Here is an 18,788-nt window from a genome sequence, read left to right on the forward strand (position 1 = left end):
AAGCGAGGAAGCTAGGTGGGGGATAACTGCTGGCATGTGCCCGATTGGACGGGCTCTCCAGCAGTGGGAAATGAAGAAAACCCCACTGCTGGAAGTTTCACTTATAAAAGTTGGAGATGTCTAGCTTCAGCACTTGTTTTGCTAAACAGGATGCTTAAGCTTTTCTTAAGGGGGAATTTTGATGACAGTTGTAATTGGATTAACAGGCGGCATTGCAAGTGGAAAAAGTACAGTATCACAAATGTTTCAAGGTTTTCATGTTCCAGTTATTGATGCAGATATTATTGCGAGGGAAGTTGTAGAACCAGGGAAGGAAGCGTATAACGAAATTGTAACAGCATTTGGGAAAGAAGTGCTGGGGGAAAATGGAGAACTAGATCGTCCGAAGCTTGGTGGCATCGTATTTCATAATGAAGAAAAACGTTTGCTGTTAAACGGTATTGTTCACCCTGCTGTACGAAAAGAAATGAATACACAAAAGGATATGTACATAAGAGAAAAAGCGCAAGCGGTTGTGCTCGATATTCCACTTTTATTTGAGAGTAAATTAACAGGTCTGGTAGATAAAATTTTGCTAGTTTATGTTGATAGTGAGACTCAGCTTACAAGATTAATGGAGCGCAACAATTTTAAAGAAGAAGAGGCAAAGGCTCGTATTGCTTCGCAAATGCCGCTAGAAGATAAAGTCACATTAGCGGATGAAGTGATTAATAATAATGGCACAATGGAAGAGACGAAAGCCCAATTAAGTCGCATTTTAAAAGAATGGAACATTATTAAATAAAAAAATTTAAAAATGATGAAATTGTTTAGTGACATATCTTCTTTTTGTGTTATACTATTATTGGGATTGGAGATAAATAGTATAACGCAATCAAGGGGGATAACATATTATGATTCGTGTGGCAATTAATGGTTTTGGACGTATTGGGAGAATGGTGTTTCGCCAAGCTATAAAAGAAAGCGCATTCGAAATTGTAGCGATTAATGCGAGCTACCCATCTGAAACGTTAGCACATTTAATTAAATATGATACAGTTCACGGTAAATTTGATGGTACAGTAGAAGCGTTTGAAGATCATTTATTAGTAGATGGCAAAATGATTCGCCTTTTAAACAACCGCGATCCAAGAGAATTGCCTTGGAAAGAAATGGGAGTAGACGTTGTAATTGAAGCAACGGGTAAGTTTAACTCCAAGGAAGGCGCAAGTCTTCACGTAGAAGCTGGTGCGAAAAATGTTATTTTAACTGCACCAGGAAAAAATGAAGATGTAACAGTTGTTGTTGGTGTAAACGATGAACAACTTGATATTACAAAACATATCGTTATTTCAAATGCGTCTTGTACAACAAACTGTTTAGCACCTGTTGTAAAGGTGTTAGATGAGCAGTTTGGAATTGAAAACGGTTTAATGACGACAGTTCATGCTTATACAAATGACCAAAAAAATATTGATAATCCACATAAAGATTTACGTAGAGCACGTGCATGTGGTCAATCTATCATTCCAACAACGACAGGTGCTGCGAAAGCGTTAGCAAAAGTTCTTCCACATCTAAACGGAAAACTTCATGGGATGGCACTTCGCGTTCCAACACCAAACGTATCTCTTGTTGACTTAGTTGTGGATGTAAAGCGTGATGTAACAGTGGAAGAAATTAATGAAGCGTTCATGACAGCAGCTAACGGTGCGTTAAAAGGAATTGTCGCATTTAGTGATGAGCCTCTTGTTTCTATAGATTTTAATACAAATACACATTCCGCAATCGTTGATGGTTTATCTACAATGGTAATGGGTGAGCGCAAAGTGAAAGTACTTGCTTGGTACGATAACGAATGGGGTTATTCTCGTCGTGTTGTAGATCTTGTAAAGCTTGTTGTAGATCAATTTGCGAAACAAGAAAACGTACAACATATTTAATAGATGAGAAAAGGGCAAGCGTTAGCTAGCCTTTTTCTTTTTTTTTATGAAAGGAAAAGAATACATATGCTTTTTCTTTGTAAATCGCCTAAAAAAGCTATAATTACTGTGATTTGGAATCTTTTCTTTTGTTTTCGGAGAAAAGTAAAAGAGAAAGTGTCATCGAAAAAATAAAAAACTGTTGTTGCAAAATGAAAATAAACAAAGTATACTAACATTCGTAAACTTAAGAGCTGAGGTGGTAGTCACTACTTAAAGGGTTAGGACCTCTCTGGACTAACTTTCCCCCGTGGTAGTGGAGCAAGCCAAATTGCAAATTAGTTTTCAATTCGAACAGTTAGATTAAATTTATAAGGGGGAACTGTAGAATGGATACTATGGATACTATGGGTCGTCACGTAATCGCGGAACTTTGGGATTGCGATTTCGACAAACTTAATGATATGCCTTATATTGAAAAATTATTTGTGGATGCAGCACTTCGAGCAGGCGCTGAAGTACGTGAGGTTGCTTTCCATAAATTTGCACCACAAGGTGTAAGTGGGGTTGTAATTATTTCTGAATCTCACTTAACAATCCACAGCTTTCCAGAACATGGTTATGCAAGTATTGATGTATATACTTGCGGAGATCGCATTGATCCGAATGTTGCTGCAGAGTACATCGCTGAAGGTTTGAGCGCAAAAACGAGAGAGAGCATTGAACTTCCTCGTGGTACAGGTAGCTTCGAAATTAAACAAAGAGAGACAAAAGCTCTTTAAAAAAGAAGATAAGTGATTTAAAATGTAAAGAGGTGTATTATACACCTCTTTTTAATTTATCTGCTATTTGCGGACAGTAAGACCCACACTGATGGAAGTCTGGGTAAATTAATTGTTAGAAAGATAAAAAAGAATAACGTACATAAGTATATTTGATTAAGGGTTTATAATATAGAAGAGATAATTCTTGTTTATAATGTTTTGGTTTTGTTAAGATAAAATTAAATTGTAAAGGAGTGAATGGATTGCGTTGTCCATCCTGTTTTCACAATGGTACGAGAGTATTGGATTCGCGTCCAGTTGACGAAGGGCGATCGATTCGTAGAAGAAGAGAGTGCGAAAGTTGTCTCAATCGCTTTACAACATTTGAACGTGTCGAGGAGCCGCCACTAATTGTTGTAAAGAAAGAAGGAATGCGAGAAGAGTTTAACAAAGAGAAAATTTTGCGCGGTTTAATTAAAGCGTGTGAAAAACGACCTGTATCTTTAAAACAACTAGAAGAAATCACGCAACATGTAGAACGTGAATTGCGTAACTTAGGAATGTCAGAAGTAAAAAGCGATATGATTGGTGAAATGGTCATGGAAGAGCTTCGTGATATTGATGATGTTGCATATGTACGTTTTGCATCTGTTTATCGACAATTTAAAGATTTGAACGTATTTATTGAAGAATTAAAAGATATACTCCAAAAAGAACGAAAATAAAAGAGCTAGAAGCGTGAGCTATTAGCTCTTTTTTTCACTAATAAGTAGTAACGAACGGAAAAATAAATCACATATATCCCGCTATTTGCGGGCCGTAAGATCTCTACCTCGAAATTCTGAGAAAACAAAGAAGAAAGGTGGAGGACAACTGCTGGCATGCACCCGATTGGTGAGAGCTTTCCATCGGTGAGCCCTTCACTAAGGGAAGTTTCACTTTATCCCGCATTAACGTACAGTAAGACTCCCACCTCAAGATTCAGAGAAAAGCGAAGAAGAGAGGTAGGGGATAACTGTCCGTAAAAGCCCGATTGGTTCAACTAACCATCAGTGGGGGATGAAAAACCCCCCCCCACTGATGGAAGTTTCACTTTATGATAAGAATGGATAACAGAAAGGATTTGCAAGAATGGAAAGACAGTCATGGATGGAGTTACTGCCAATTGACCGTTATAAAGTAAGTGCAAGAGGACTGCTCAGTAATTATGACCGTAAAGTGCTTACGATGCTATATCAACCGCTAATCGGTAGTAAAGCTTTTAGTTTATATATGACATTGTGGGGAGAATTGGAGCAGGATCGTTTATTTGGAAGAGAAAATACACACCATTCTATTATGGTAACGATGCAAATGCAGCTCCCAGATATTTATGAAGAACGTATAAAACTAGAGGCAATTGGACTTTTAAATGTGTATATGAAAAAAGAAAAAGATATTCGCATGTTTATTTATGAGTTGCAGCCACCTCTCATGCCGAAGCAATTTTTTGATGATATTGTATTAAGTATTTTTTTATATAACCGCTTAAGCAAGGCAAAATACAATCAAGTAAAGCAATATTTTTTAGAAGAAGAATTTGACTTTGTTTCTTATGAAAATATGACACGATCCTTTAATGATGTGTTTGGCTCGTTTAATCCAGGACAAGTTGAGTATGCCAAGGACGAATTGCTTATACCAAATGCAACTGTGATGCCGGGCAGGGCGCAGGGTAATGCACCTAAGCTCTGGAATGATTTCTTTGATTTTTCATTATTTGTAGAAGGATTATCAGCGCTCGTTCCGCGCAAAGCCATTACAGAACAGATGCGTGAATGTGTGATGACAGTAGCTTACGTATACGGGATTGATCCGCTATCTATGCAAAATATTGTTCTTGGTGCTGTTACGGAACATCACACAATTGATATGGAACGACTGCGAAAAGGTGCACGTGATTGGTACCAATTTGAGAATGGGCAAGCACTCCCTGTGTTTAGTGAACGAACGCAGCCATTGCATGCGCGGACGATGAAAGAGAAAGAACCGACAACACAAGAAGAAATGCTCATTAAACAGTTAGAAGAAATTTCGCCAAGAGAGTTATTAAAAGAAATTTCGGGCGGAGCTGAGCCGACGAAAGCTGATTTGCAAATTATTGAAGAAGTGATGTTGAATCAGAAGCTCACACCAGGCGTTGTAAATGTGCTTATTTATTATGTGATGCTTCGTTCTGATATGAAGCTGGCGAAATCGTACGTGGAAAAAATCGCTGGACACTGGGCGCGTAAAAAAATTACAACAGTAACAGAAGCCATGGGTCTTGCGAAAGAGGAAAACCGTCAATATCAAGAGTGGGCAGAAACAAAGAAAAAAGGAAAGACGACGAAGAAAACAGTTCGTAAAGAACTTGTACCAGATTGGTTAAAGGAACAAGCTGAAGAGAGCGAACAATTGGCCGAACAATCGAATCGCAGTGAAGGTCATGAAACATTAGAAGAAGAGCGTAAAAAGTTAGAAGAAGAGCTGAAAAAATATAAGCGAAACGAATAGAATAGAGGAGAGCTCCCTTTGAGGTGAAGAAATGGAACCGATTCAAAATACATTTGCGAAGTTAATGCAAAATGAAAATTTTAAGAATAGATATGAAGTATTGAAACAAGAGGTAATGGCGCATCCGCGTGTAAAAGAGTTTATAGAAGAGCATCAGGGTGAAGTGACAACGTCCATGGTAGAACGCAGCCTTGTGAAGTTATATGAGTACATCGGGCAAAGTGTTAGATGTGAGGATTGTCCGAACTTAGAGTCATGTAAAAATATGATTCAAGGATATGAACCAAAGCTTATCATTCAAGGTAAGATGATTGATATTCAATATGATCGTTGCGTAAGAAAAGTGGCTTATGATGAGAGGAAGAAACATGAGAAGTTAATTCAAAGTGTGTATATGCCAAGTGATATTTTGCAAGCTTCTATGGAAAATTTAGACCCATCAGATTTAGAGCCGAGGTTTCAGGCAATTCGTGCTGCTAATGAATTTTTAAGTGCATATGAGCCTGGAAAAAAAGTGCAGGCAATATACTTTCATGGGCCATTTGGTGTAGGGAAAACCTATCTTTTAGGAGCAATTGCCAATGAACTGGCGCTGAAAAAAATAAGTTCGATGATTGTGTACTTACCAGAATTTTTACGTGAAATTAAAAGTTCATTGCAAAATAATACAATTAGTGAAAAGATTGATGCAGTGAAGCGTGTATCAGTATTAATGTTAGATGATATTGGAGCAGAAGCGATGTCGAGCTTTGTGCGCGATGATGTACTAGGAGCAATTTTACAATTTCGTATGCTGGAGAACTTACCGACGTTTTTTACATCTAACTTTGATTTTAAACAGTTGGAACATCATTTAACATATACACAGCGCGGAGAAGAAGAAGAAATGAAAGCGGCCCGTATTATGGAGCGTATCAAATATTTAGCGAAGCCGATTCCTATTGGTGGGAAAAACCGCCGGCATACGTAAAGAGCAAGCAGCGAGCTTGCTCTTTATTTTTTTGAAGGAAATATAATAAAGCATTACTTTGAATGATAAATTACTTTACGCTTGTATCATTTTTTGTACATCCCCCTAATATATATGGAAATAGCAAGAATTATAAAAGGGGGGACAAAAGTGATTGAAATCTGCTTTGAAGAAAAAAATGATGCTATTGTTATATATAAAGAGCTGAAAAAACGGACAGATGATATATATGCAGAAATAAGCATTTATTTGTACGAACAAATGGTGATTGTTCATATACCAATACAAGAATCATGCTACATTGATCGAGTGGTTATCCCTGTACTTGTTCAATATATTATAAATACAAAACAAGATGAATGGATAAGTGATATTTTAAAAGAGAAGTTTTACTATGAAGAGCGAGAAGAACGAAATCAAATTTTACATATGGCTCATTCTATTTTAAATGGGAGACGTAAGGGGCTAAATGATGCACCTTCTAAACAAAGAGGAAAAGAATTGGTGGTTTCTTCCTTGCGGGGGTGGATGCATGATAAGATGTCTTTTTCGTTTGAAGCATACATTCGTTTTCGCTTGAGAAAGTACAATGAATTTTTATATCGCACTACAGAGATGGCGATAGATGAATATAAGTTAGAACAAGAGTATCAAATGTTTGTGGAAACGCTCCGGCAGCAAGTGAGCAGCCGAAAATCGCGTTTGTCATGCTTGCATCTTGTGTTTGATGACAGTTTTATTTTTTATGATGAAAAGGGAGCTCGTTTAAAACAAGATAAGCTTGTTCAGTATATAGAAGAAGAATTACTCTCTCAAAAAGGCTTGTACATTGATCCGAATATTATGGCACCGCTTCTTTCAATCTCGCCTAAAACAATTCATCTGTATACGAAAGAGCAAGATCATAATATGATTGTGACAATTCAAAATGTGTTTCAAGAGAGAGTACAACTATATGCGCTTCATGAATTTGAAAAGAATGTGAAAAATTATAAAAATAAAGGGAACGCCCTTGATTTTCTAAATTTTTGAGCATATAATTACGTACATACATGAAAATACATTAAAATGTTACGATGAGGACATGAGTAATTGTCTACGATTCTCAGAGAGGGAAGCCTTAGGCTGTGAGCTTCTTAATACGAGATTATTACTTACCACCTCTGAACTTCAGCAGTGAACGAAATTCTAGTAATTGCTGACGGTAAATGCCGTTATAATGAACTTGAGCAGCTAACAATGCGTTAGCTGGAACAAGGGTGGAACCACGAATTCAACACTCGTCCCTTTTTATAGGGATGGGTGTTTTTTATTTTGACTATGAAAAAGGAGTGACCAAAGATGGCAGACGTAGTAAAAATTACATTTCCAGACGGAGCTGTGAAGGAATTTCCAAAAGGAATAACAACAGAAGATATTGCTGCTTCTATTAGCCCTGGCTTAAAGAAAAAAGCAATTGCAGGGAAATTAAACGAGGAAATGGTAGACTTACGTACACCGATTGAGCAAGATGGTGCGATTTCTATCGTTACATTAGATTCTGAAGATGGTTTATACATTTTACGCCACTCAACAGCTCACCTTTTAGCACAAGCATTAAAGCGTTTATATAAAGATGTGAAGCTTGGAATTGGGCCTGTTATTGAAAATGGTTTCTATTATGATATCGATATGGAAGAAGCAATTACAGTTGAAGACTTCCCGAAAATTGAAAAAGAAATGCAAAAGATTGTGAACGAGAACCTAGAAATCGTTCGTCATGAAGTACCACGTGCTGAAGCACTTCGTCGTTATGAAGAAATCGGCGATGAGTTAAAATTAGAATTGATTAATGATCTTCCAGAAGATGCGGTTATTTCAATTTATGAACAAGGCGAATTTTTCGATCTTTGCCGCGGAGTTCACCTTCCATCTACAGGGAAAATTAAAGTGTTTAAACTGTTAAGCGTTGCTGGTGCTTACTGGCGTGGAGATAGCGATAATAAAATGCTACAACGTATTTACGGTACTGCATTCGTGAAAAAAGCGGAATTAGATGAGCATCTACGTATGCTTGAAGAAGCGAAAGAGCGTGATCACCGTAAATTAGGTAAAGAGTTAAAACTATTTACAAATAGCCAAAAAGTAGGACAAGGTTTACCACTTTGGTTACCAAAAGGTGCAACAATCCGTCGAATTATCGAGCGTTACATTGTTGATAAAGAAGCAAGCTTAGGATATGACCACGTATATACTCCAGTATTAGGAAGCCGAGAGCTTTATGAAACTTCTGGTCACTGGAATCACTACCGAGATGGCATGTTCCCATCAATGGAAATGGATAATGAGGAATTAGTACTTCGTCCAATGAACTGCCCTCACCATATGATGGTTTATAAAAACGATATCCACAGCTATCGTGAATTACCGATCCGTATTGCAGAGCTTGGAACAATGCACCGTTATGAAATGTCTGGTGCATTATCTGGGTTACAACGTGTACGTGGGATGACTTTAAATGATGCGCACATTTTCGTTCGTCCAGACCAAATTAAAGAAGAATTAAAACGCGTTGTAAACTTAACTTTAGAAGTATACAAAGACTTTGGTTTAGAAAATTATTCATTCCGCTTATCTTATCGTGATCCAGAGGATACTAAAAAGTATTATGATGACGATGAAATGTGGGAAAGAGCACAAGGCATGTTAAAAGAAGCTATGGATGAAATGGGTCTTGAGTACTATGAAGCTGAAGGTGAAGCGGCATTCTACGGTCCGAAACTTGACGTGCAAGTTCGTACTGCGCTTGGAAAAGACGAAACACTTTCAACTGTACAATTAGACTTCTTACTCCCAGAACGCTTTGAGTTAACTTACATCGGTGAAGATGGTAAGCATCATCGACCAGTTGTTATTCACCGTGGTGTTGTATCAACTATGGAACGCTTTGTTGCCTTCTTAATCGAAGAATATAAAGGTGCATTCCCAACTTGGTTAGCACCAGTTCAAGTACAAGTAATTCCAGTTTCTCCGCAAGTACATTTAGACTATGCGAAGAAAGTACAAGAAGAATTACAACGTGCTGGTATTCGCGTTGAAGTGGATACTCGTGATGAGAAAATCGGTTATAAAATCCGCGAGGCACAAATGCAAAAAATCCCGTATATGCTTGTAGTAGGTGACAATGAAGTTGCTGAAACTGGTGTAAACGTACGTAAATACGGTGAACAAAAATCAGAAACAATCTCATTAGATGCTTTCGTTGACTTAATTAAAGTTGAAGGAAAACGATAAGAAAAAGCCGCGGTTCGTCCGCGGCTTTTTTGTATGTTTTGTTTGGTAATAAGAACCAAAGTTTGCTTTGTATAAAAAAATGTTGCATGTATTCGTTTTGTTTGTTACAATATTTTTTGTTGCTACTTAAGAAACTCAACTTCTTGACACGCATCACGTCCTATGATAGAATCATCAAGGATAATAGAATACGGATTTGTGGAACAAGTAGAAGCACCCGCTTCTCACCTGATTGACGCGAAAGCAGTTACCAGGTAAATGTATTTCTTACTTAAGATATTACAAGTGTGGGTGTCATATACCCGCACTTTTTTGTTTGGGTTCTGCCTTCCCAAAACGTATTCCCATAAAACCTTGGAGGTGGCTTACTATTAGCAAGGACATGATGATTAACGAGCAAATTCGTGCACGTGAAGTACGTTTAGTTGGTGCAAATGGTGATCAACTTGGAATTAAGTCTCGTCAAGAAGCATTAGACATGGCTGCAAACGTAAATCTTGATCTAGTATTAGTTGCTCCAAATGCGAAACCACCAGTATGCCGTATTATGGACTACGGAAAATTCCGCTTTGAGCAACAAAAGAAAGAAAAAGAGCAGCGCAAAAATCAAAAAATCATTAGTATGAAAGAAGTACGTTTAAGTCCAACAATTGATGAACATGACTTTAACACAAAACTTCGTAATGCTATTAAATTCTTGGAGAAAGGCGACAAAGTTAAAGCGTCTATTCGCTTTAAAGGTCGTGCTATTACTCATAAAGAAATCGGTCAACGTGTTTTAGATCGCTTCTCTGAAGCTTGTGCTGAAGTTAGTACAATTGAATCTAAGCCAAAAATGGAAGGACGTAGCATGTTCTTAGTTTTAGCACCGAAAAATGATAAGTAATAAATAGAGGAGGAAATCACTATGCCTAAACAGAAAACTCACCGCGGCGCTGCAAAGCGTTTCAAAAAAACAGGATCTGGTAAACTAAAGCGTTCTCACGCTTACACAAGCCACTTATTCGCTAACAAATCTACAAAAGCTAAACGTAAATTACGTAAAGCTGGTGTAGTAAGCGCTGGTGACTTCAAACGTATTCGTCAAATGCTTGACAACATGTAATTAATATTTTGTTCAGATAGATATCTAGGAGGGAAATAATATGCCAAGAGTAAAAGGTGGTACGGTTACTCGTAAACGTCGTAAAAAAATTATTAAATTAGCAAAAGGTTACTACGGTTCTAAACATACATTATACAAAGTTGCTAACCAACAAGTAATGAAATCTTTAATGTATGCGTTCCGTGACCGTCGTCAAAAGAAACGTGACTTCCGTAAATTATGGATCACTCGTATTAACGCAGCTGCTCGTATGAACGGTCTTTCTTACAGCCGTTTAATGAACGGTCTTAAAGTTGCTGGTATCGAAGTAAACCGCAAAATGCTTGCTGACCTAGCTGTTCATGACGAAAAAGCTTTCGCTGAATTAGCAACAGTTGCTAAAACTGCTTTAAATAAGTAATGATAAAAAATCCTTAGGACATTGTTCCTAAGGATTTTTTTGTTTTTCATAAATTAACATTGTTTTTGCTGAAATGGAAGAAAGAAAGATGAATGGACGTGTTGTACCATATATGACAAAATAAGCATAAAAGGCACAATAATATAGAAGAATAAAGATAAAAAGTCGGAGGGGGTCTCTGACTTTTTATCTTTATCCCGCATTAAGGGGTAGTGAGAATCCCCCACTGATGGAAGTTTCACTTTATTTAGGTGTATAGTCATAAGCTCACTTATATACGGAAGAACGATGGTGGTAAGGAGGAGTTTGACTTCAGACAATCATGTCTTTCCACGCGAAACTGACACTGTTATAATGTAAGAATGTAACTTGCTTATTTTCTTATATTTACCATTAGAATGGAACAATATCGGATAATGTTTATTGGATATTGAAGGAGGAGTACGTTTTGGATTTACTACAACTATTTAAATTACAAAAAGAATTAGATGATCGTATTGCGAGAGAACATAATTTAGAGCCGAAAAAGTTGTTAAAAGAAAAGATGCTAGCGCTTCTTGTGGAAATTGGAGAACTTGCAAACGAGACACGCTGCTTTAAATATTGGAGCAACAAGCCAGCATCTGAGCGTGCAATTGTACTAGAAGAGTATGTGGATGGGTTACATTTTATTTTATCTATCGGAATTGACTTAGGAATTGATAAAAATTTCTTATTTTATAAGTGTGCAATAACAAATAAAACACAGGTAGAAATTTTCTTAGATGCATATGCAAAAGTAATCCGTTTTAATGAACAGCCGTCTATTACGAATTATATTGAATTGTTTACGAGCTATCTTCGCCTAGGACAAGCACTTGATTTTGGTCAAGAAGAGATTGAAAAAGCATATTTAGATAAAAACGAAGTGAATCATCAGCGTCAAACAGAAGGGTATTGATGAAATTTTTTGAACATTCTTTTCCACTCTTGTATAATTAAAGAGATGAAGAAAAAGGAGGACATTGTCCAATGACAAAACTAGATGCGACATTGACGATGCTAAAAGAACTAACAGACGCGCGCGGGATTGCTGGAAATGAACGTGAGCCTCGTGAAGTAATGAAGAAGTATATCGCACCGTTTGCTGATGAAGTATCAACAGATAACTTAGGAAGCTTAGTTGCGAAAAAAATTGGTGATGGTAACGGCCCGAAAATTATGGTAGCTGGTCATTTAGATGAAGTTGGTTTTATGATTACGCAAATTGATGATAAAGGTTTCTTACGCTTCCAAACAGTTGGCGGCTGGTGGTCACAAGTTATGTTAGCGCAGCGCGTAACAATTGTTACGAGTAAAGGTGATGTAACGGGTGTCATTGGTTCGAAGCCACCTCATGTTCTATCAGTTGATGCTCGTAAAAAGCCGGTTGATATTAAAGATATGTTTATCGATATTGGTGCTTCTAGTAAAGAAGAGGCAATGGAGTGGGGCGTACGTCCAGGAGATCAAGTTGTACCATACTTCGAATTCCAAGTGATGAAAAATGAGAAAATGTTACTTGCAAAGGCATGGGATAACCGCATTGGTTGTGCAATCGCAATCGATGTTTTAAAGCAACTAAAAGATGAAAAACATCCAAATATCGTATACGGTGTCGGAACTGTACAAGAAGAAGTAGGTCTTCGCGGAGCGAAGACATCTGCAAATTATATTCAACCTGATATCGCATTTGCAGTCGATGTTGGTATTGCTGGTGATACACCAGGTATAAGCGAAAAAGAAGCGCAAGGCAAAATGGGTGATGGCCCGCAAATTATTTTATATGATGCGTCTATCGTTGGACATAAAGGTCTTCGTGATTTCGTTGTTGGCGTAGCAGATGAATTAAACATTCCATATCAATACGATGCACTTCCAGGCGGCGGAACGGATGCAGGTGCAATTCATGTTTCTGTGGATGGTATTCCAGCGATGGCAATTACAATTGCAACTCGCTATATTCATTCTCATGCTGCAATGCTGCATCGCGATGACTATGAAAACACAGTGAAGTTAATTGTAGAAGTTGTGAAACGTCTTGATGCTGAGGCTGTACATAACATTACATTTGATTAATATACGAAAGAGCGAAGGGACATTCCTTTCGCTCTTTTTCATTTAAATGGTGCTTCTAATCCAGCGGCTGCATACGGGCCTAAAATGATTAAACGAGATAGCTGCAAGGCCATATAATGAGGCGTATACGGCATATTTTGTCTTAACCAAGAAATAATCATCCCTAAATGTGCACCTGCCATATAACTAGTAAGAATATCACGAGGTACAATTAATTCTTCTTCATTTGGTTGTGAAAGAGAAAGGGCGTTAAGCAAATCCGTTTGAATTGCTTTCATCATTTGTGAGGAAAACTTCGGAATCCCATTCTCTCCAAGCATCACTTGATAAAAGAAAGCATGTTCAGCAATATGGCTAAATAAAGATAAAAAGATAGGATGAGGAGTATCAAAAGTAAGTTCAAACTCCTTCTTATCTAATTTTTTCGATTTGAGAATATCTGCTAATGCTGTTAACATTTCTGCAATGCTTTTGTCTAATAGATCATATTTGTCGTGATAATGACTATAAAAGGTAGCGCGGTTTACAGTTGCCTTTTCAGCAATGTCTTGAACCGTAATACCATCAAAACCTTTTTCATGTATTAAAGATATAAGAGCATCATGTATCGCTTGCCTCGTTCGTTTTACACGCGGGTCATTTGAATTTTTAATAGACATTTTCGTTCTCCTTGCTTTGTTTTTCATACTTTTTCAACACATATATAGGCGAATGTCGGAAAAACAACATATCGAAATAAATTGACGGTTGTCGTTCAAAATGAATTATTTATAATTATAAACGATATTCTTTTTCTTAGCACAAAATAAGGAGAGTATTTTGTGCCAGAAAAAGGGTTATTTTTTTGACTAGTCCTTAACAATATGAATGGTCAATATTGTTAACTAAAAAGAGAGAAAGGACTGGTTGGAAAATACAATAATATTCAAAACAAGGAGAGAACACAATGAGTCAATTTCGGAGAATGATTATCATCAATGTTATTACATTGATTGTGTTAGTTGGCGGCGGATTTGCCGGCTATTATTATTACAATCAATCAACAAGTTATTTAAAAACGGACAATGCAAAAATTGATGGAAAAGTTGTACCTATTGCATCTCCAGTTTCTGGGAAATTAACAAACTGGACAGCTGAAGTAGGAAAAAGTTATAGTGCTGGTGATAAAGTAGGTTCTGTAACGAGTAACGCTGGCGGAACAGCACAAGAAGTGGATATTACAGTTCCGACAAATGCAACGCTTGTTCAATCGAATGCAACGCAAGATTCTTACATTGCTCCAGGAACACCGCTTGCATATGCCTATAATATGAGTGATTTATGGGTAACAGCAAACATTAAAGAAACAGACATCGACGATGTTCAAAAAGGGCAAGAAGTAGATGTGTACGTAGACGCATATCCTAATACAACGTTAACAGGAAAAGTAGAACAAATTGGTTTAACAACAGCAAATACATTCTCTATGCTACCGTCTAGTAATGCAACAGCGAACTATACGAAAGTAACACAAGTTATTCCAGTTAAAATTTCATTAGACCATAGTAAATCGTTAAATATTGTCCCAGGCATGAATGTCACAGTTCGGATTCATAAGTAAGGGGGAATGAAATATGTCCTCGATCTTTATTGCAGGATACGCTCTTTTATGTATTGCCGTGTTCATTATTGTAAATCGTGTTTTTAGAAAGAAAGAAACGCAAAGGATAGAAGAACCGGTTCAAGCAGTTTTAAAGGATACAAAAGAGGCAGTAATAAAACAAGAAGTATCAGAAGGTATTGAAGAGAGAACTCAGGAACAAGAAATTGTAGAAGAAACAATTGAAAAACAAGAAGCATCAGAACTTGTAAAAGCACCAGTACAAGAACAAAAAGCAGAAAGTAAAGAACCGAAAGCTTCTCGGCCTCAGACGGCTCTCCCTGATTTTAACGTGAAGGTCGTTTTGGCTGTTCTTATTTCCGGGATGTTCGTTTCGATTTTGAATCAAACATTAATTAACGTTGCTTTACCGTCTTTAATGAATGAATTTAATGTATCGACATCTACAGCGCAGTGGCTTACAACAGGTTTTATGCTTGTGAACGGGGTATTAGTACCGGTTAGTGCGTTTTTAGTTTCGCGGTTTACGTATCGAAACTTATTTTTAGCAGCCATGATATTCTTTACAGTAGGTTCGATGATTTGTGCGGTATCTGGAAACTTTACGATGATGATGACAGGACGTGTCATTCAAGCTGTTGGTGCCGGTATTTTAATGCCTGTTGGAATGAATATTTTTATGGCAATCTTCCCGCCTCATAAACGCGGGGCAGCGATGGGATTGCTCGGTTTTGCAATGATTTTAGCACCTGCCATTGGGCCGACGATTACAGGATGGATCATTCAAAACTATAAATGGAATGTGATATTCTATGCGATGTTTATTATTGGTTTATTCATTATTGTATTAGCACTAAAATATTTCACGCTAAAACAGCCAGTGTCAAAGGCAACGCTGGATATGTATGGTGTTATCACTTCTAGTATCGGCCTTGGAAGCTTACTATATGGTTTTAGTGAGGCAGGAAATAAAGGCTGGGGTAGTGCGGAAGTTATCATTGCGATTATTATTGGAGTTATTGGACTAAGTTTATTTATATGGAGACAGTTAACGACTGACAATAAAATATTAGATCTTCGTGTATTCAGCTACTCTGCATTTACTTCGACGCTGATAATTAATGCAATTGTTACGATGGCGCTATATGGTGGTATGCTATTACTTCCTATATATTTACAAAACATCCGTGGATTTACGCCAATTGTTTCCGGATTATTACTTCTTCCAGGATCTTTAATTATGGGACTGATGGGACCATTTTCCGGAAGGCTATTTGATAAATACGGGATTCGGCCGCTTGCAATTTTTGGATTACTCCTTACAACATACGCAACATACCAATTTACACATTTAACATTAGAAACACCTTCTATTCAAATTATGATAGATTATATTATTCGTTCGTTTGGGATGTCCTTTATTATGATGCCAATCTCGACAGCAGGGATGAATGCTCTGCCAAGGCAACTGATTTCGCATGGAACAGCAACGCAAAATACAGCAAAGCAAGTTGCTGGTTCTATTGGGACTGCGCTTTTAATTACAATTATGACGCAGCAAACGACAAATCATATGGCAGACTATGCAAATGCGATTACAACAACAAACCCGATTATTGTAAACAAACTATCTCAATTGGGGGCTGCATTGACAGGATCAGCTCAGGCAGGAAACGCATTAGGCTCGCAAATGCTATTTGGGCAAGTTTCGAAGATGTCCGTTATTAACGGAATTAATGATGCGTTCTGGATTGCAACAATGTTAACAGCTATTGCTTTATTCTTATCGTTTTTCTTACAATCAGGAAATAAGGTGAACAAAAAAGTAGAGAGATGATGTAAGTAGTTCGGTTATGAAGGTTAATTAATAGACTAAATAACAAGCAAAATGGCATTATTTTGAACAATGGAATCGCATAAAAAAACGCAGAGATTTTGAAATCTCTGCGTTTTTCTGTTATGAAATGGCCATAAATGCTCGATTGGTTCAACTAACCATCAGTAGGGGATGAAGCCCTCCACTGATGGAAGTTTCATTTTATATGTTAATGCTGCACAAGTTTTGTCTGTCCTTTTCCTTCATTTGCAGAAATGTGCAAATAGGATGGTGTATGTGTTTGTAATTCGCGATCTACCATCTGATCTAATCGCTTGATCGCTTGCAGCGCTTTTTCATAAGAGATTGTTCGATAGTGATGTGTTCCCCCTGGTTCTTCATCTGCTTCGTCTGCCCATTTAATAATATTTTGCAGAGGTGTTCTTTCAAGTGTTTGCTCTAGTAGAAAAGAATCAGTGTGCAGGAGAATGGCAACAGAAATTTCTTTTGCTTGATTAGGGTGTTCTCCTAATCGGATTAGCAATTTATGAGCTCTTTCCGCTCCTTTAATAGCGTGTATATCATTCTTTTTATACAATTCATAGTCCCATTTCCCATCGCGATACCATGTGTGATGTCCGATATCATGAAGAAAACCAGCCTTTGTTGCCGCATCGACTGAGGCGTGATGCTTTTTGGCTAAGTGGAACGCGTGGTAAGCGACAGCAATCGCATGTACCATTCCAGAACGGTTTACATATTTTTGGGTGATGGGATGTTGAAAAATTTGTTCAAGTGTAACACGGCGCATAAAACATTCACTCCTTTCATTCAGTGCAGTGTATTATAGAGAAAAAACAATAGCTATAAATATATTTTGAACATTTTACTACATCATTGTTATGTTAGTAAAGTAATTAATGATGTAATAGAAAAATTTTTATTCTAATTTTACTTGAAAGATATAACCCGCATCGCCTTGCTCCCAAAAAACGCCGATATGATATACGTATGTTCCAGGTTCACTTGGAAGAGGAATTGTATTGTTTTTATTTAGAACAACAGGAACAGCGACTCCATTACGAAGCATCGTAACATCAATTGATTTCTGTTTCCTTTTTGATTTGACAGAGAAGACGGCTTCACTTCCCTTTCGTACAACAGCTGGTGTATGTTTGGCGGCTATTTGCTCAGGACCAATCGTATCCACACATTTTGTACCCCAGCAATAACTTCCCTGATATACTTCTAAAGGTTTCTCGTTTACTTTTACACTCATTTTTGGAAGCGGCTCTTGTTCTTGGTGGCAACTTGCTAAAAATAAGAAGCAAAAAAACAAGAAGAATTTTTTCAAGTTATGTTCTCCTTTCAAGATAATAAAGAAGAGTATTACATCATTTTATAAAAAAATATCCCTACTACAACAAGTGAAAATACAGTAATTCCCACACGTTTAATGCTAGTTAGTTGATTGCGTGCGCCACTGATGCCAGCTAATAAACTAGCAATAGCTAACATACCCCAGTACATAGATGGCGAAAGTGGGGAAGGTTGTTCTACATCCTTTCCTATCACTGCAGAAATAATAGGCAGGAGAACGAGTGAACAACAAACGATTCCCATTAGAAGAATAAACCACTTTTTATGTATTACTCCTTTTATCATGAAAAATAATCCCCCGCTAATGCCGCATAGTACAAGAACAGGTATGAAAAGGATCCAAAGTAAGACGAAGTTTGACATATGTAAGAAACCCTCCTGTTTAATAAGTTATATTTTATAATAAGAGGGTTATTTTGGATATTATAAAAAAATATGGATTTTTGATAGAAATTAACAATATACAATCAAAATAATAAGTGTAGAACGTTTGAGAGAGGAGGGGGCATATGAAAATTACAGAAGAAAATGTTGTAAAGAAACTTCCACAGAAACTATCAAAAGTTGTCCAAATGTCTATTTCGCAGATTCACATTCGGTCATATAAATATATTAACTCTATTAAAGAAAGGAGTTAATTTTATGGCTCTTTTAACCAACTGTGAGACCTGCACTCCTCCTGCGGGTTCAACACCTATTCTCACTCTGAATGTACCTGGTGGATTTGCTATTAACCTATTAGGAATACAGATTGAAGCTTGTCCACTCTGTGTTACAGTATTCACTACTGATGGTGAGGGTACACTAACAGCTCAACAACAAGACATTGTAAACAACCTTCTTCAGACTGTTCGTATTTTTAATCCGAATATTACGATTATTAAAAAGTAAATAAATTAATAAGTGTATAGATATATTAATTAGCCTTCGGTTTTCTCCGCAAGGCT

Annotated in this window: 20 protein-coding genes and 2 other annotated features; of the genes, 16 read left to right on the forward strand and 4 right to left on the reverse strand. The window is 37.2% G+C overall.

Annotated elements, in window-relative coordinates; translation table 11 throughout:
* The first annotated feature begins 181 nt into the window (after positions 1-181).
* The 13 genes from coaE to ACTDJC_RS01135 all read left to right on the forward strand — a co-directional run bounded on the left by coaE (position 182) and on the right by ACTDJC_RS01135 (position 13,045).
* Entirely contained in the window at positions 182-784 is a 603-nt protein-coding gene (coaE, locus tag ACTDJC_RS01075; RefSeq protein ID WP_440602465.1) for a dephospho-CoA kinase, read from the forward strand.
* 109 nt (positions 785-893) lie between these two features.
* Entirely contained in the window at positions 894-1,922 is a 1,029-nt protein-coding gene (locus ACTDJC_RS01080; protein WP_098305311.1) for a glyceraldehyde-3-phosphate dehydrogenase, read from the forward strand.
* 377 nt (positions 1,923-2,299) lie between these two features.
* Positions 2,300-2,683, forward strand: coding sequence for an adenosylmethionine decarboxylase (gene speD, locus ACTDJC_RS01085; protein ID WP_176524508.1), 384 nt, complete (start codon positions 2,300-2,302; stop codon positions 2,681-2,683).
* A gap of 245 nt (positions 2,684-2,928) precedes the next feature.
* The gene (nrdR, locus tag ACTDJC_RS01090) at positions 2,929-3,390 is read left to right on the forward strand and encodes a transcriptional regulator NrdR (protein WP_098305307.1); all 462 of its coding nucleotides are present in this window, start codon (positions 2,929-2,931) and stop codon (positions 3,388-3,390) included.
* Positions 3,391-3,796: 406 nt separating this feature from the next.
* Positions 3,797-5,200, forward strand: a complete 1,404-nt coding sequence (locus ACTDJC_RS01095; protein ID WP_440602466.1) for a replication initiation and membrane attachment family protein — start codon at positions 3,797-3,799, stop codon at positions 5,198-5,200.
* Positions 5,201-5,231: 31 nt separating this feature from the next.
* Positions 5,232-6,170 (forward strand): primosomal protein DnaI, encoded by a 939-nt coding sequence (gene dnaI, locus ACTDJC_RS01100; RefSeq protein WP_440602467.1) that lies wholly within the window; start codon positions 5,232-5,234, stop codon positions 6,168-6,170.
* Positions 6,171-6,320: 150 nt separating this feature from the next.
* Complete coding sequence (gene ytxC / locus ACTDJC_RS01105; protein ID WP_440602468.1) at positions 6,321-7,202, forward strand: putative sporulation protein YtxC; 882 nt, start codon at positions 6,321-6,323, stop codon at positions 7,200-7,202.
* 32 nt (positions 7,203-7,234) lie between these two features.
* Positions 7,235-7,461: a binding site (T-box leader), on the forward strand.
* 50 nt (positions 7,462-7,511) lie between these two features.
* Positions 7,512-9,443, forward strand: a complete 1,932-nt coding sequence (thrS, locus tag ACTDJC_RS01110) for a threonine--tRNA ligase (RefSeq protein WP_440602469.1) — start codon at positions 7,512-7,514, stop codon at positions 9,441-9,443.
* Positions 9,444-9,642: 199 nt separating this feature from the next.
* Positions 9,643-9,763: a sequence feature (ribosomal protein L20 leader region), on the forward strand.
* Between the two features lie 62 nt (positions 9,764-9,825).
* The gene (infC, locus tag ACTDJC_RS01115) at positions 9,826-10,329 is read left to right on the forward strand and encodes a translation initiation factor IF-3 (RefSeq protein ID WP_020060081.1); all 504 of its coding nucleotides are present in this window, start codon (positions 9,826-9,828) and stop codon (positions 10,327-10,329) included.
* A 21-nt stretch (positions 10,330-10,350) separates the two neighbouring features.
* On the forward strand, positions 10,351-10,548 hold the full coding sequence (gene rpmI, locus ACTDJC_RS01120; RefSeq protein WP_020060080.1) for a 50S ribosomal protein L35: 198 nt from the start codon (positions 10,351-10,353) through the stop codon (positions 10,546-10,548).
* Between the two features lie 40 nt (positions 10,549-10,588).
* A complete protein-coding gene (gene rplT / locus ACTDJC_RS01125) occupies positions 10,589-10,948 on the forward strand; it encodes a 50S ribosomal protein L20 (RefSeq protein ID WP_098305297.1) in 360 nt (119 codons plus the stop codon).
* Positions 10,949-11,396: 448 nt separating this feature from the next.
* Complete coding sequence (locus tag ACTDJC_RS01130; RefSeq protein ID WP_098305295.1) at positions 11,397-11,888, forward strand: dUTP diphosphatase; 492 nt, start codon at positions 11,397-11,399, stop codon at positions 11,886-11,888.
* 71 nt (positions 11,889-11,959) lie between these two features.
* Entirely contained in the window at positions 11,960-13,045 is a 1,086-nt protein-coding gene (locus tag ACTDJC_RS01135; RefSeq protein ID WP_440602470.1) for a M42 family metallopeptidase, read from the forward strand.
* 38 nt (positions 13,046-13,083) lie between these two features.
* On the opposite strand, the gene ACTDJC_RS01140 is transcribed toward ACTDJC_RS01135, so the two are convergent.
* The gene (locus ACTDJC_RS01140; protein WP_098305291.1) at positions 13,084-13,704 is read right to left on the reverse strand and encodes a TetR/AcrR family transcriptional regulator; all 621 of its coding nucleotides are present in this window, start codon (positions 13,702-13,704) and stop codon (positions 13,084-13,086) included.
* 287 nt (positions 13,705-13,991) lie between these two features.
* Here ACTDJC_RS01140 and ACTDJC_RS01145 point away from each other — a divergent pair, with 287 nt between their 5' ends.
* Positions 13,992-14,645 (forward strand): HlyD family secretion protein, encoded by a 654-nt coding sequence (locus ACTDJC_RS01145; protein ID WP_440602471.1) that lies wholly within the window; start codon positions 13,992-13,994, stop codon positions 14,643-14,645.
* A gap of 13 nt (positions 14,646-14,658) precedes the next feature.
* Positions 14,659-16,482 (forward strand): DHA2 family efflux MFS transporter permease subunit, encoded by a 1,824-nt coding sequence (locus ACTDJC_RS01150; RefSeq protein WP_440602472.1) that lies wholly within the window; start codon positions 14,659-14,661, stop codon positions 16,480-16,482.
* Between the two features lie 208 nt (positions 16,483-16,690).
* On the opposite strand, the gene ACTDJC_RS01155 is transcribed toward ACTDJC_RS01150, so the two are convergent.
* From ACTDJC_RS01155 to ACTDJC_RS01165, 3 genes are all read right to left on the reverse strand, one after another.
* Positions 16,691-17,272 carry an HD domain-containing protein gene (locus ACTDJC_RS01155; RefSeq protein ID WP_440602473.1) on the reverse strand — a complete coding sequence of 194 codons (582 nt, stop codon included), beginning with the start codon at positions 17,270-17,272 and terminating at the stop codon, positions 16,691-16,693.
* Positions 17,273-17,401: 129 nt separating this feature from the next.
* On the reverse strand, positions 17,402-17,815 hold the full coding sequence (locus ACTDJC_RS01160) for a hypothetical protein (protein ID WP_440602474.1): 414 nt from the start codon (positions 17,813-17,815) through the stop codon (positions 17,402-17,404).
* 35 nt (positions 17,816-17,850) lie between these two features.
* Positions 17,851-18,204 carry an ammonia permease gene (locus tag ACTDJC_RS01165; protein ID WP_440602475.1) on the reverse strand — a complete coding sequence of 118 codons (354 nt, stop codon included), beginning with the start codon at positions 18,202-18,204 and terminating at the stop codon, positions 17,851-17,853.
* Positions 18,205-18,483: 279 nt separating this feature from the next.
* On the opposite strand from ACTDJC_RS01165, the gene ACTDJC_RS01170 reads away from it, so the two are divergent.
* The gene (locus tag ACTDJC_RS01170; protein ID WP_440602476.1) at positions 18,484-18,732 is read left to right on the forward strand and encodes a hypothetical protein; all 249 of its coding nucleotides are present in this window, start codon (positions 18,484-18,486) and stop codon (positions 18,730-18,732) included.
* Positions 18,733-18,788: the final 56 nt, after the last annotated feature.

This window comes from Bacillus sp. GB_SG_008 (genome assembly GCF_052038115.1).
Classification (GTDB): domain Bacteria; phylum Bacillota; class Bacilli; order Bacillales; family Bacillaceae_G; genus Bacillus_A; species Bacillus_A rhizoplanae.

What these genes read in the sequence shown, in the direction of transcription:
- dnaI (WP_440602467.1), top strand. Translation starts at nt 5,232, where the DNA reads ATGGAACCGATTCAAAATACATTTGCGAAGTTAATGCAAAATGAAAAT.
- ACTDJC_RS01080 (WP_098305311.1), top strand. Translation starts at nt 894, where the DNA reads ATGATTCGTGTGGCAATTAATGGTTTTGGACGTATTGGGAGAATGGTG.
- thrS (WP_440602469.1), top strand. Translation starts at nt 7,512, where the DNA reads ATGGCAGACGTAGTAAAAATTACATTTCCAGACGGAGCTGTGAAGGAA.
- speD (WP_176524508.1), top strand. Translation starts at nt 2,300, where the DNA reads ATGGATACTATGGGTCGTCACGTAATCGCGGAACTTTGGGATTGCGAT.
- coaE (WP_440602465.1), top strand. Translation starts at nt 182, where the DNA reads ATGACAGTTGTAATTGGATTAACAGGCGGCATTGCAAGTGGAAAAAGT.
- ACTDJC_RS01170 (WP_440602476.1), top strand. Translation starts at nt 18,484, where the DNA reads ATGGCTCTTTTAACCAACTGTGAGACCTGCACTCCTCCTGCGGGTTCA.
- ACTDJC_RS01095 (WP_440602466.1), top strand. Translation starts at nt 3,797, where the DNA reads ATGGAAAGACAGTCATGGATGGAGTTACTGCCAATTGACCGTTATAAA.
- rpmI (WP_020060080.1), top strand. Translation starts at nt 10,351, where the DNA reads ATGCCTAAACAGAAAACTCACCGCGGCGCTGCAAAGCGTTTCAAAAAA.
- rplT (WP_098305297.1), top strand. Translation starts at nt 10,589, where the DNA reads ATGCCAAGAGTAAAAGGTGGTACGGTTACTCGTAAACGTCGTAAAAAA.
- ACTDJC_RS01145 (WP_440602471.1), top strand. Translation starts at nt 13,992, where the DNA reads ATGAGTCAATTTCGGAGAATGATTATCATCAATGTTATTACATTGATT.
- ACTDJC_RS01140 (WP_098305291.1), bottom strand. Translation starts at nt 13,704, where the DNA reads ATGTCTATTAAAAATTCAAATGACCCGCGTGTAAAACGAACGAGGCAA.
- ACTDJC_RS01155 (WP_440602473.1), bottom strand. Translation starts at nt 17,272, where the DNA reads ATGCGCCGTGTTACACTTGAACAAATTTTTCAACATCCCATCACCCAA.
- infC (WP_020060081.1), top strand. Translation starts at nt 9,826, where the DNA reads ATGATGATTAACGAGCAAATTCGTGCACGTGAAGTACGTTTAGTTGGT.
- ACTDJC_RS01150 (WP_440602472.1), top strand. Translation starts at nt 14,659, where the DNA reads ATGTCCTCGATCTTTATTGCAGGATACGCTCTTTTATGTATTGCCGTG.
- ACTDJC_RS01135 (WP_440602470.1), top strand. Translation starts at nt 11,960, where the DNA reads ATGACAAAACTAGATGCGACATTGACGATGCTAAAAGAACTAACAGAC.
- ACTDJC_RS01165 (WP_440602475.1), bottom strand. Translation starts at nt 18,204, where the DNA reads ATGTCAAACTTCGTCTTACTTTGGATCCTTTTCATACCTGTTCTTGTA.